This is a genomic window from Bacillus glycinifermentans (assembly GCF_001042475.2).
In the GTDB taxonomy this organism is placed as follows: Bacteria; Bacillota; Bacilli; order Bacillales; family Bacillaceae; genus Bacillus; species Bacillus glycinifermentans.
Genome location: NZ_LECW02000024.1, coordinates 46,010 through 59,286, shown reverse-complemented (window position 1 = coordinate 59,286; position 13,277 = coordinate 46,010). Strand labels below are relative to the sequence as shown.

The following is a 13,277-nucleotide window of genomic DNA, read 5'->3' as shown; positions in this document are numbered from 1 at the left end:
GCCATGGGAGAATATGTCGAGGAATACCCGGTGTCATCGGCGCAGAAACGAATGTATATGCTTCATCATATGAATCCGAAGGTGACGGTATATAACATGCCGCTGATTTTGATCGTAGAAGGAAAACTTGATTACGGGCAGCTGGAGCGAGCGTTTCACAGCCTGGTGATGCGGCATGAATCGCTTCGCACCCGGTTTGTCACGGTAGATGGGGAACCTGTGCAGCAAATCGAAGAGGATGCGCCGTTTGCGGTTTCTTATGCAAGCGGAACGGAAGAAGAGGCTCGGGGATGGGCGGATTCGTTCGTCCGGCCGTTTGATTTACAGCTGGCACCGCTTTTTCGTGCAGGTGTGATGACGATATCTCCTGACAGGCACCTGCTTGCGATTGACATGCACCACATCATCGCAGACGGTGTTACGGTCAGCATTTTAGTCCAAGAGTTCAACGCATTATATCATGGAGCCGAACTTGCGCCGCTGCGTATTCAATACAAGGATTTTGCCGTTTGGCAAAATGCGAGGATGGAAAGCGGGGCTTATAAGACAAAAGAAGCTTACTGGATGGGTCAGCTTGCCGGCGAACTGCCGGTGCTGCAGCTACCGGCTGATAAACCGCGTCCGGCGGTCCAAAGTTTTGCGGGGGATGTCGTCGAAGCGGCGGCCGGTCGGGAGCTGAGGCAAAAGCTGGAGCTGTTGGCGCAGGAGAGCGGTGCAACGCTGTTTATGGTGCTGCTCGCTGCGTATCAGACGCTGCTTTCGCATTACACCGGACAGGAAGATATCATCGTGGGCTCGCCGATAGCCGGCCGTCCTCATGCCGATCTGAAAAAAATCGCCGGAATGTTTGTCAATACTTTGGCATTGCGGGGCTATCCGCAGCGGAATAAAACGTTTCGGGATTTTGTAAATGAGATGAAAGAAACCGCACTCAGTGCATATGAACATCAAGAAGTTCCTTTTGAAGCGCTGGTCGAAAAGCTCGGCGCACCGCGGGACGCGAATCGGAATCCTCTGTTTGACACGATGTTTGTGCTGCAAAACACTGAAAGTGCAGAGCTCGTAATGGAGGGACTTACGTTTTGTCCGTATCAACAAAAGCGCACGATCGCCAAATTCGATCTAACCCTGCAGGCAGAGGAGAAAAACGGGGGGCTGCAGTTTGCGTGGGAATACAGCACTGAGCTGTTCGAACGGACGACCATAGAGCGCTGGACGAATCACTGGCTCAAGCTTTTGGAGCAGGTGGCTGCCGATCCGGAGATACGGCTCGGGGAGATTGACTTATTGACAGAAACAGAAAAAGCAGAGCTGCTTATGACATATAACGATCCGGGGAAGGATTATCCAAACGATAAAACAGTCCATCAGCTGTTTGAAGAACAGGCGGAACGAACGCCTGAGAAAACCGCAATTGTATTCGGGTCTGAAAAGCTGACGTACCGTGAACTGAACAACAGGGCCAATCAGCTTGCCTGTATCCTTTGTGAAAACGGTGTAAAGCCGGATATGATCATCGGCCTCACGGCAGAACGTTCCCCTGAGACCATCGTCAGCATACTGGGTATCCTGAAAGCAGGAGGCGCCTATGTTCCGATTGATCCAAGCCATCCGGAAGAACGCATTCAATTTATATTGGCAGACTGTAAAGCAAATATGTTAATTACCCAACAAAAATTAAAGAAAAAATTGCTGGATTCACAGACCGTAATCAATCTTGGACAGATCAAATGGGATGACAGCGGAGAATCGTCTAATCTAATCTCCTCCGCAACCCCTGCCAATTTGGCTTATGTAATTTATACGTCAGGGACAACCGGACGGCCGAAGGGCGTAATGGTTGAACATCGGAGCATTGCGCACAACCTGCTTTGGCATGCCGGGGAATACGGCTTGACAAGCGGCGATACATTTTTGCAGCTCGGCGCTTATACATTCGATGCTTCTATATTAAGTACATTTTCTTCGCTGCTGACCGGGGCGGCCGTATCGATGGCACCCGAGCATGAAGCAAAAGATCCGAACGCTGTATCAAGGATCATTGCTGCAGATAAGGTCACCCATTTATGCTGTCCGCCCAGCTTCTTTACTTTGTTGCTGGATTCAATGACGCCGGAGAAGGCTTTATCTCTTCACACGGTTATTATGGGCGGGGAAAGACTGCCGGAAAAGATGGTATCTCGAAGCAAGAGGGAATACCCGTTCATCGAACTGGTTAACGAATACGGCCCGACTGAGAGCACCGTAACATCAAGCGTTCAGCGGGACGTGCAGCCAGGCAAAAAAATAACGATCGGGCGGCCGATTCCCGGGACCTGCATGTATATTGTAAATGAAAAAGACAACCTGCTGCCGATCGGGGTGGCCGGAGAATTATGCATCAGCGGGCGGGGACTGGCGCGCGGCTACGTTAATCAGCCTGAGCTGACGGCGGAGAAATTCACCCGCATGCACCCGGCGAACGGATGTACAAGACGGGGGATCTCGCGCGGTGGCTGCCTGACGGGAACATCGAATTTCTCGGGCGGATCGACCAGCAGGTGAAAATCCGCGGCTATCGAATCGAATTAGGAGAAATCGAGCATCAGCTGCTGGCGCATGAATCGATTAAGGAGGCTGCAGTTATCGCAAGAGAAGAGACCGGCGGTGATAAAACGCTGAGTGCCTATTATGTGGCGGCCCGGCCGCTTGATGCTGGCGAACTGCGGACGCATGCCGCTGCAAATTTACCTTCTTACATGGTCCCGTCATTTTTTACGGAGCTCGACCATCTGCCGGTGACACCGAACGGTAAACTCGATCAAAAAGCCTTGCCGGAGCCGGACCGTTTATCTGCGGCTGTAGAATTCGTGAAACCGGCAACTGAAACAGAAAAGGCTTTAGCATCCCTATGGGAGAATGTTCTCGGGATTGACTGCGTCGGTGCAGCCGATGATTTTTTTGAGCTGGGCGGCCATTCGCTAAAGGCGATGATGCTCGTCTCACGCATTCATCAAGAGCTTGGAACTGAAGTGCCGTTACGTGAGGTATTCCATCATCCGACGATAAGAGAGCTGGCAATATGGATTGACACGAACGGCGGGATCTCACCATACTCAGAGATTAAACCGGCACCTCATCAGAAAGAGTATCCGGTATCACCCGCGCAGAAACGGATGTATATCCTTCAGAATCTACATCCGCAGGCGTCAGCCTATAACATACCGGCAGTCTTTGTTATTAAGGGATCGTTACATCACAAACGGCTGGAACAAGCGTTTTGCAGCTTGATCATCCGGCATGAATCACTGCGGACGCGGTTTGTCCTGAAAGATGGGGAACCGGTGCAGCAGATTGAGGAGAAGGTACCGTTTACAGTTTCCTATACCGGCGGAACGGAAGAAGAGGCTCGGCGGTGGGCAGATACGTTCGTTCAGCCGTTCGATTTACATCTGGCACCGCTATTTCGGGCAGCTGTCATGACGATATCTCCTGACAGGCATCTGCTTGCGATAGATATGCACCACATCATTGCGGACGGTGTTACAATGAATATTTTCATCAGTGAGTTCAACGCGTTTTATCAAGGAGCCGAACTCACACCGCTGCGGATACAGTATAAGGATTTTGCCGTTTGGCAAGCGGCTCGTTTAAAAAAGGAATCTTACCTGAAGCATGAAGCATATTGGTTGACGAAGCTCGCCGGCGAATTGCCGGTCTTGAAGCTGGCAGACAAACCGCGGCCTGAGCTTCAGGACTTCACGGCAGATCACGTTGATGTAATAGCTGATGGGAAGCTGAAGAAAAGGCTTGAGCTTTTGGCGAAGCAAAATGGCGCGACGCTGTATATGGTGCTTTTGGCCGCGTATCAAACATTCCTGTCGCGTTGCAGCGGACAGAACGATATCATCGTAGGTTCACCGATCGCCGGCCGTCCTCATGCCGATCTTGAAAAGATAGCCGGAATGTTCGTCAATACGTTGGCGTTGCGGGGATCTCCTGAAGACGGGAAAACGTTTCTAACGTTCCTGGAGGAGATCAGGAATACTGTACTTGAAGCATTTGAACATCAGGAAGTGCCGTTTGAGGCACTGGTCGAAAAGCTTGGGGTGCGCCGCGATGTGAATCGAAACCCTGTGTTTGATGCGATGTTCACCATGCAGAATATAGACAAAACAGAGTTCGTGATGGAGGGGCTGACGCTTCGCCCTTATCAACATAAACACTCATCTGCTAAGTTTGATGTGACGTTGCGGGTCGGTGAAGAGAACGGGAGGCTCTGCTTCACCTGGGAATACAGCTCGGCGCTGTTCGAACGGAAAACCATCGAACGCTGGACAAAACACTGGCTTAAGCTTTTGGAACAGGTAACGGAAAACCCCAAGCTGCAAATCGGAAAAATTGACCTGCTGACTAAATCCGAAAAATATCAGCTGCTTCATACATTCAACGATACAAAGACGGATGATTATCCAAAAGAAAAAACGATCTGCCAGCTGTTTGAAGAACAGGTAAGCCGTCGGCCCGATCAGACAGCTGCGGTGTTTGAAGACTGCAAGATCACATATCGGGAGCTGAACAACAGAGCAAATCGGCTCGCACGGCTTTTGCGCAAGAAGGGCGTCAGACCGGATGACATCGTTGGCCTGACGGCAGAACGTTCCGTCGAAATGATGATCGGGATGATCGGCATTTTGAAGGCGGGAGGCGCGTATTTGCCGATCGATCTGAACTCTCCCGAAGAACGGATCGGGTTTATGCTCGAAGACAGCCATGCCAAGCTATTGTTGGGAACACGTGATGGAAAGAACATTCCGTTTGATGGAGAGACCATTCTGCTGGATGAAACAGAAAAGAAAGCGGGCACTGAAGCCAATTTACCGCCTGCTGCAGGCCCGCGCCATCTCGCATACGTAATCTATACGTCAGGTTCCACGGGTAAACCAAAGGGAGTTTTGATTGAACAGCGCAATGTGGTGAACCTGATTTTTGGCTTGAACGATCGCATTTACCGCCATTATCCTGAAAAGCTGCGAATTGCATTGATTGCACCGGTCTACTTTGATGCATCTGTTCAACAAATCTTTGCCAGCTTATTGCTGGGGCACACGCTGGTGATCGCTTCTGAAGCAGTACGTTCAGACGGTCAGCTTCTTGCCGATTTTTATAAGCGGCAGAACATCGACATTTCTGACGGAACACCGGCACATCTGCAGCTGCTCGTTGGAGAGAAGCTGTTGACGAACGTCAAACATTTTATCATTGGCGGGGAGGCGCTGCCAGGCCGTTTGGTTAGCCGAATGAATGAAATGTACGGAACGGGGAAAAGACCGGTGATGACGAACATTTACGGTCCGACAGAATGCACGGTCGATGCCACCTCGTATAAAGTCGAACACGAAAAGACCGTCATACCTATCGGAAAACCGCTTCCGAACTATCAGGCATATATCGTGAATCGTTATAACAAGCTGAACCCTGTCGGTGTTGTCGGCGAACTATGTATCGGCGGCGAGGGGCTTGCCCGCGGTTACTTAAACCGGCCCGAACTTACGGAGGAGAAGTTCACGGCTAATCCGTTTATCCCGGGGGAACGGATGTACAGAACCGGTGATCTTGCCCGGTGGCTGCCGGACGGAAACATTGAATATATAGGGCGGAGCGACCATCAGGTCAAAATCCGCGGCTACCGCATCGAGCTCGGCGAAATTGAGAACCGGATGCTTGAGCATAAGGCCGTGACGGAAGCAGTCGTCATCGTCCGGAAAGACAGCGGCGGCGATCAGGTATTATGCGCCTATTACGTCGGCGATCCGGCCGTTAAGCCGGAACAGCTCCGTTCGTACGTACAAGCGGCGTTGCCGCCGTATATGGTACCGCAGTTTTTGTCTCAGCTTCACAGTATGCCGCTGACGGCGAATGGCAAGATTGCCCGCCAGACACTTCCGGAACCGGAGCGGGTAACGCCTTCAGGCCAATATGTGCCGCCTGCTACTGCAACTGAAGCCAATTTGGCCGCTCTTTGGCGGGAGGTCCTTGAATGTGAGCGGGTTGGTGTTCACGATCACTTCTTCGAGCTTGGCGGTCATTCGCTGAAAGCGATGAGGCTCACATGGCGCATCAAACAAGAGATGAACCTGAATGTTCCGCTTCAGGCCATATTCCAATATCCGCGAATCAGACAGCTTGCCGGACACATCGCGAGCTCGAATCAGCTGAACTTTGATCAGATGAAAGGGCATATGGTCCGGCTCAGTGAAAACGGAACGAAAAATTTATATTGTTTTCCGGGTATTGGCGGCGTCGGTTATATATTTTATCAATTGTCTCAAGCCGTGCCGGACTGGAATTGTTACGGGATCAATTTTGTAGAGTCCCCTGACAGAATTGATGAGTACGTGAATCATATCAAGCGGGTGCAGCCGCACGGTCCTTATTATTTTTTGGCGTACTCTGCAGGCGCGGCACTCGCCTATGAAGTGATCAAACGTCTGGAATCTGGCAACGGTCAGGTCGAACAGCTGATTCTTTTCGATTGCAAAATGGAAAGCGGCAAAGAAACGTATCATCAGCAGAAAGTCACAGAATCAGCTGAAGAATTTGTTGAACAATTCATCATTACCCAATTTTTAAAGGAAAACGATATACAAGACCCTGCTCAAGCAGCATATCTTCGGAAAGAAGGGCTAAAAAGCGTATTGCGTTACTTTCAATATTATCAGGAAATGGTTTTCGAACAGCCGATCCATGCCGAAATCCACCGAATCGAAGCCGATCATGAAAAATGGAACGATCAGGACCTTGAGAAAATGACGACCCAAAGATCGTTTACCTATCGAGGATACGGATCTCATCAAGAAATGCTGGCTTCGCCGTTTGTCGAACAAAATGCAGAGATTCTGGCCGGAATTTTAAACAAAGTCAAAAGCATGTAAGGCTACCGCCGCTTGACGTTTCAAAAAGGCTCGGCATCTTGCATGTCTAAGCTTGCGCGAATCCGTGATTTCAATGTGAGGGAAATAAAGCTTTAAAATCATACTTTTAAATAAAAGGAGTGATTTTGTTTGGCTTCATCTGAAATAACCTCAACTTGTGAAAAGGCGTTGTATCCATTTGGCGAATTCAGCCGCTTTGTGGTCCATGAACTGCCCGAATATAATCAAAAAGAAGAATATGCTAAAGGAATCAGCGCTTCAAATGGTTTGATTCCATCCTTTGAAGACGTTCTGGAAGTCGTGTATGATCAGCCGTTTTTAGTCCGCATCCGCGCTATGGGTGATTTAGGCATGTTTCTCGTTTCCTCTGAATTGGGACAGACCTCTGTTTCGCAGGACATCATCAGCCGATTGAAGGTTCTCGCTGCTTCAGCAGGCGTGGCACCAAGAGATACATATTCATCCTATGTTAACTACAATCCTGTTGAAGCGCTTCGGACCTTTACAGGGAATAAAAGTGAAGTCAATTTCATCCGTCAGCTACAACAATCGGATGAAGCAATCAGACCGGCAGCCGAAAAGCTGCTGCTCTTAAAAAAGAACCCTTTTCATGAGAATCGGATTAAGTTCTTGGAAGAAACCGTATCCTGCGTCAACATGTTGAAACAGGAGAGCCGGACCGTTCATCAAACCGTAGATCCCGCTTTCTTTTTTAAATGTTTTCGGCACTATTTCTTCCCGATTCAAATCGGCGGGCAGGAATACAGCGCACCTAGTGCAGTCCATCTTGCCAACTTGATTGTGGTTGATATCGTGACAGGCACTGCAAGTGAATCACATCTTCAGTTAATTCATAGCTTGTTCCCGTATTTTGAGCCCAAAAATAAATTCAGAATCGTACAGGCGATGTCCAGGCCTTCACTGAAAGAGCACTATCTGGAAGCAAACCATTTAGACGAACTTTCTTTATTGGATGAAATCTATCAATCCCTCATCGAATATCGTCTGACACATCAAGGAATTGTAAACAGATACATTAGAAAGCAAGATCCAGACGTGAAATACGGGACAGGCGGATTCCCGTTTGATTCATTTCTCCAAGAATTGATTGAGATGGTTAAAGTATCTCGTGAAGATATTCATAGGTATGTAAAAAAATAGCGAAAAAACATAAGCCGTGTCTTTTGCCTGAACAGAGGAGGATAAAGGTTGCCTATGAATCGTGTCACAGGTACTGCTGCGGCTGCTTTTACTCCCGGCTTCTGACACGCTTTGCCCCTGCGGGATTTGTTCTTCATAAAGGTTTGGGGGTCAGCTTGTTGATCAGGGCCGTGCCCCATTCTTCAATAAAAAAACAGCCTTACGAATAAGGCTGTTCGAAAAGCGAGCCTTACCAGCTCGCTTTTTTGATACCCGGAATTTGTCCTTTATAGGCAAGCTCGCGGAAGCAAATCCGGCAAAGCTTAAATTTGCGGATCACAGAGTGCGGTCTGCCGCAGCGTTCACAGCGTGTATATTCCCGAACTTTAAATTTTTGTTCGCGCTTTTGTTTGGCGACCATTGATTTTTTGGCCATTATTTTTCCTCCTTTCAAGATCATGGTTGTATATAAACATAAGTGTGTATGATTTCTGTAAACAATTTATTATAACAAATCAAATTGGATTTGTAAACTGAAGTTCTGGGATTATGTAACATCCCATCATCCGAATATCAGCCAAAAAGCCTTTATTTTTGCGTAAACGCCATTTTTAGACCGATGATGGCAAACAACGAGCCTTGGATCAAGTTGATTTTTTTGGCGATGGCGGGGCGGTTTCGCAAAAATTCTCCGACTTTACCTGCGAATATGCTGATGATGATAAAAATGGCCAAAGCCTGAATCAAAAAGATGATACCGTACATGAGCATTTGTATCGTCACATTGCCGGCTTCATCGTTGACAAACTGCGGCAGAAAAGCCAGGAAGAATAACGAAACCTTGGGGTTTAAAAGATTCATAATGATGCCTTTTCGATACAAAGATGTGAAACTCACAGAATGCTGATCGCTTATATGAAAGCCGGAGCTTTTGTCCCGGAAAGACTGATACGCCAAATATAACAAATACGCTGCTCCGGCGTATTTCACGAAGGTGAAGGCAAGAGCCGATTTGTAAATGACCGCTGAAATTCCGACGGCTGCAGCCGAAATGTGAAAAACGAGTCCGGTGCAAAGCCCGAAGGCCGTTGATATTCCGGCGGTTTTGCCATTCGATATGCTCTGTGCCAACACGAACAAATTGTCCGGCCCGGGCATGAGGGTCAGCAATATGGCTGCACCTAAAAAAGATGTTGCTGATAAAAAGTCCATATGTCCCACTCCATTTCGATGCAATGTTGCTTTGTGCCATTATAACATGCAGAACGCGTCGGAAGGTGCGGCCATCATTTATATTCCGGCGGGCATATTACTAGATTTCATGCTATAGCCCAAAATTTCTTTTAAATATAGGTAAATGTTACATTAGAAAATAAGGATAACAGCCTTTTTATCCAATATTTTGGTTTCTTTTATTAGTACATGTTGTCTCTCATTCTCATAGTTTAATAGTGAGAAAGAATTAAATGAAAGAAAGGGAGAATGTCCATGTATGATCATGATTACTGCAAACCATATGTAGCACGTCCTATCGTCTATCCTACAAGGAAATGTGAGTATCATGAGTATTCCAAAACAATTATTCCTCATATTCATCCGCAGCATGTTTCCAAAGTAAAGCATCACAAATATGAGCATGTTCATTACTATCCGACCACTTATTCCAAATACGAGCCTGAGTCACATTACCACTCACATCACGGAAAGCCTTGCAAACGGAAACACAAAGAAGACCGGTATTAATTGTTTGGACTTTCTTAAAAAAAGAATGTCTAAACCGATCTGAATATCATTTCAGAGGAAAGCACCCTTCGGGGTGCTTTTTCATTGGAAACCAAGTGAAGCGAATGGATGAAATAAAGTTGTACAAGTTCGTAGAAATGCTGTGCAAAAGATGGCCAAACGTAAAAGGAGGGTGCTTTGTGCACCCTCCTCAAGAACGGCCGCCGAATATTACGTCTCATACGATGCAAACAGGGGAGACCGAACTTGAATAAAACGGTATTTAATTTTTTAGTAATAATATTTCTTGTACGGTTCACACTTAAAATAATATTTTTTGTGATGGTGTTTTTTGTCATATTCGTAACCGTAATCATAATCGTACTTTTTCTCATGATCATAGTCATAATCATAATCATACTTTTTCTTATGATCATAGTCATAATCATAGTCATACTTCTTCTTATGATCATAGTCATAATCATAGTCATAATCACAGTATTTCTTATCATGTTCAGGTTTATAATAAACCTTCTTACATTTGAACCAGTAATAGTCCTCGTGCTTCTTCTTATCGTATTCGTATTCGCTCATCTGCCATTCCCTCCTTTCTCATTTGTCTGTATATACTATGCCCTTTATACGAAAGAGATTGTGCGTTTTAAATATATTGGAAAAACAGGCTGATAACTGGTTTTGAAAGTGCGGTGTCGACTACCTGCCCCGGTTGAAAGAAATGTAGATTACTGCTTTAAAATAGGTAAAAAGAAAACCTTCATATATAATAATAGAGACCGTGAAAGGGGGAAGTATAACATCATGATCGACACGATGCCGAATGAGGTAAGAGCAGATTGCATGAATTGTTTCGGGCTGTGCTGCGTAGCGCTGCCGTATGCGAAATCTGCTGATTTTGCGTTTGATAAAGACGGCGGTACACCTTGCCGTCATTTACAATCGAATTTCCGGTGTGCGATACACGAAGATCTTAGAAATAAAGGGTTTCGCGGCTGTACCGCTTATGACTGTTTCGGCGCCGGCCAAAAGGTGTCACAAGTCACTTATGAAGGAAAGGACTGGCGAAACAGCCCTGAGCTGGCGAAAGAAATGTTTGACGTATTTCCCGTTATGCAGCAGCTTCACGAAATGCTTTGGTATTTGCATGAAGTCCTTTCAATAGAAAGAGCGCAATCAATTCACCGGGATGCGCTTGCGATCCTTGAAGAGACGGAACGGCTGACGAGACAGAATAAGGACTTCATTTTACAAATTGATGTGTCTGCGCATAGAAGGAAGGTGAATGGCGTTCTTTTGCGGACGAGTGAAATCGTACGTGCTAAATCACCGAACAAAAAACATCCGAAAAAAATCGGCCGTGGAAGCATCCTCATAGGTGCTAAACTAAGAGGTTTTGACCTAAGGGGAGCAAACTTGAGAGGCGCCGTCCTGATAGCCGCCGATCTGAGGAATTCCGATCTGAGAATGGCTGATCTGATCGGGGCTGACTTTCGGGATGCCGACTTAAGAGGCGCCGACCTCTCCGAAAGCATGTTTCTTACGCAGGCTCAGGTCAATGCGGCGAAGGGTGACCGGCATACAAAATTGCCGCCGACATTGAGGGTTCCTGATCATTGGAAAGCAGCTGATTGAGTAAAAAACCTCTTCCCGCGAAGGGAGAGGTTTTTAAAAGACGCTGCGGACCAGTCCGCCGTCTGCCCGCAATGCCGCGCCGTTGATCGCGGAGGAAAGCGGGCTGCTTAAAAACGTGACAAAGTGTGCAATTTCTTCCGGCCTGATCAGCCTTTGAATGATCGAAGTCGGACGATTTTCTTTCATAAAGCGCTTTTCCGCTTCTTCGACCGTAAGATGTTCCCCTTGATAGAGAGAGTTCAGCATCGTTTCGACTCCCTCGGTTAAAGTCGACCCCGGCATCACAGTATTTACTGTTACATTTGTGCCTGTTGTAAGCTCTGCCAGGCTTCGGGAAATGGAAAGCTGCATTGTCTTCGTTGCACTGTAGTGCGCCATTTCCTGCGAAGGCATCACAGCCGCCTCGCTCGCAATAAAAATGACACGGCCTTCCTTTTTTTCTATCATGTTCTGCAAATACTTACGCGAAAGCCTTACGCCGCTCATAATATTCACTTCGAAAAAGCGAAACCATTCATCATCCGGAATATCAAAGTAATCAGCCGGTTCAAAAATCCCTAAATTATTGACTAATATATCGATCTCAGGATACGCCTCAAATAGTTCATTGCATCCTTTTTCCGTGCCAAGATCAAAAGCGGCCGGATAAAGTGCGGCTCCTGTATAGCGTTGTTTCAACTCGTCTATCGTTTGTTTTACGGTTGCTTCACGCCGTCCGTTGATGATAACAGATGCGCCTTCTTTCGTTAAGGATGCGGCAATCGCTTGACCGATTCCTGACGTGGACCCTGTGACCAACGCCTTTTTTCCCTGCAGATTCAGTTCCATCGTATATTCCTCCGTTCCTCTTATTTATAAACAAAAATTCAGCACATCATACTGCCACCATTATGAGACAGAAAAGCCGTTTCCGGTAGTACGCACTTTTTTGTTCTATAGGCACTTTTTTGTGCCTGACATGAAAAAGGCCCTCCTAGAGGGCGGTAAAAAACCGGATGTGGATTATGGCTGCTGATTCAATTTCTTTACAATGCCTTGATCGATTTCTCTTTCGTTTACTCTTTCCTTGCTTGATACGATCTCTCTCCTGTTTTCCCAATGAATAAGATAATATTGACCTTTCTTCATTTGATCTCCAGAAGAAAGTTTCAGTTTTTTCGCTTTTCCAGTTTTATCATAACCGGTAGTATAATAAGTATACGTAATGTCTGTATATCCATCATTAGCTTTTTCTTTCACGATTTCCGGATCTGCCGTAATTTTCACATAATAATCTTCCGTTGAATAATACGCCGAGTAAAACAAATACCCGCCTCCGAAAATGATTAATATTGCTGCGATCATTCCAAGAAAAAATTTCATCATTTATCACCCCAGGAGCCATCATACGTTAAAACTGACGGGCGGAACTATTGATTCAGCTTACATTTTCATTACACGTATGTAAGGAGGGGCTTTGTCCTCTGGACTTCCAGAGGGAAATGATATGAAGTCAATAAAATCGATCACTGTTCGTTCAAATACATATGTTGTAGGGAAAGCATGCCATCCGCCTGGATTTAAAGACGGAGCTGTCGTGATGAAGATTACCGAAAAAAACAAGTTTTTCGGGCTGATTAGTGGTTTTGTTGTTCATTTTGATACAAAAGCAGAGCTGCATATTCATTCGAATGGTGTCATTGTCGATTGGACAGAAGGAGGCTTCATGGAAAATTGATTTGAGATAACTTTGCTTGATAAAACAAGCCCTCATTTTGCAGTAAATGCAAAAGGGAGCAGGATGGGGGTGACCATTGGGATTTAATGAAATCCGTGTTGTATGAAGTCTCATCCAAAAAAGCATCTAAGCGA

General features: G+C 46.5%; 11 protein-coding genes. 6 read left to right on the top strand and 5 right to left on the bottom strand.

The window, feature by feature from the left end:
* The first annotated feature begins 3 nt into the window (after positions 1 to 3).
* The 3 genes from AB447_RS15485 (at position 4) to AB447_RS15475 (ending at position 8,075) form a co-directional block, all read left to right on the top strand.
* Positions 4 to 2,544 (top strand): non-ribosomal peptide synthetase, encoded by a 2,541-nt coding sequence (locus AB447_RS15485; protein WP_053075413.1) that lies wholly within the window; start codon positions 4 to 6, stop codon positions 2,542 to 2,544.
* On the top strand, positions 2,466 to 6,914 hold the full coding sequence (locus tag AB447_RS15480; RefSeq protein WP_057957638.1) for a non-ribosomal peptide synthetase: 4,449 nt from the start codon (positions 2,466 to 2,468) through the stop codon (positions 6,912 to 6,914). Before AB447_RS15485 ends, AB447_RS15480 begins: the two co-directional genes overlap by 79 nt.
* A gap of 129 nt (positions 6,915 to 7,043) precedes the next feature.
* Positions 7,044 to 8,075, top strand: coding sequence for a monodechloroaminopyrrolnitrin synthase PrnB family protein (locus tag AB447_RS15475; RefSeq protein WP_048354689.1), 1,032 nt, complete (start codon positions 7,044 to 7,046; stop codon positions 8,073 to 8,075).
* A gap of 229 nt (positions 8,076 to 8,304) precedes the next feature.
* Here the strand turns inward: AB447_RS15475 and AB447_RS15470 are convergent, their stop codons facing one another.
* Together AB447_RS15470 and AB447_RS15465 are read right to left on the bottom strand one after the other, a co-directional pair.
* Positions 8,305 to 8,490: a type Z 30S ribosomal protein S14 gene (locus AB447_RS15470; RefSeq protein WP_048354688.1), complete on the bottom strand. Its 186-nt coding sequence runs from the start codon at positions 8,488 to 8,490 to the stop codon at positions 8,305 to 8,307.
* 152 nt (positions 8,491 to 8,642) lie between these two features.
* Complete coding sequence (locus tag AB447_RS15465; RefSeq protein WP_048354687.1) at positions 8,643 to 9,266, bottom strand: LysE family translocator; 624 nt, start codon at positions 9,264 to 9,266, stop codon at positions 8,643 to 8,645.
* A gap of 276 nt (positions 9,267 to 9,542) precedes the next feature.
* On the opposite strand from AB447_RS15465, the gene AB447_RS25355 reads away from it, so the two are divergent.
* Complete coding sequence (locus AB447_RS25355; protein WP_231592103.1) at positions 9,543 to 9,797, top strand: CotD family spore coat protein; 255 nt, start codon at positions 9,543 to 9,545, stop codon at positions 9,795 to 9,797.
* A 270-nt stretch (positions 9,798 to 10,067) separates the two neighbouring features.
* Here AB447_RS25355 and AB447_RS15455 read toward each other — a convergent pair whose 3' ends face one another.
* Positions 10,068 to 10,370 (bottom strand): hypothetical protein, encoded by a 303-nt coding sequence (locus tag AB447_RS15455; RefSeq protein ID WP_048354685.1) that lies wholly within the window; start codon positions 10,368 to 10,370, stop codon positions 10,068 to 10,070.
* Positions 10,371 to 10,595: 225 nt separating this feature from the next.
* On the opposite strand from AB447_RS15455, the gene AB447_RS15450 reads away from it, so the two are divergent.
* Positions 10,596 to 11,426, top strand: a complete 831-nt coding sequence (locus AB447_RS15450) for a pentapeptide repeat-containing protein (RefSeq protein ID WP_048354684.1) — start codon at positions 10,596 to 10,598, stop codon at positions 11,424 to 11,426.
* 33 nt (positions 11,427 to 11,459) lie between these two features.
* Here the strand turns inward: AB447_RS15450 and AB447_RS15445 are convergent, their stop codons facing one another.
* Positions 11,460 to 12,254: an SDR family NAD(P)-dependent oxidoreductase gene (locus tag AB447_RS15445; protein WP_048354683.1), complete on the bottom strand. Its 795-nt coding sequence runs from the start codon at positions 12,252 to 12,254 to the stop codon at positions 11,460 to 11,462.
* 174 nt (positions 12,255 to 12,428) lie between these two features.
* Positions 12,429 to 12,788 carry a YxeA family protein gene (locus AB447_RS15440; protein WP_048354682.1) on the bottom strand — a complete coding sequence of 120 codons (360 nt, stop codon included), beginning with the start codon at positions 12,786 to 12,788 and terminating at the stop codon, positions 12,429 to 12,431.
* 124 nt (positions 12,789 to 12,912) lie between these two features.
* Here AB447_RS15440 and AB447_RS15435 point away from each other — a divergent pair, with 124 nt between their 5' ends.
* On the top strand, positions 12,913 to 13,143 hold the full coding sequence (locus tag AB447_RS15435) for a hypothetical protein (RefSeq protein WP_048354681.1): 231 nt from the start codon (positions 12,913 to 12,915) through the stop codon (positions 13,141 to 13,143).
* The last annotated feature ends 134 nt before the right edge of the window (positions 13,144 to 13,277 follow it).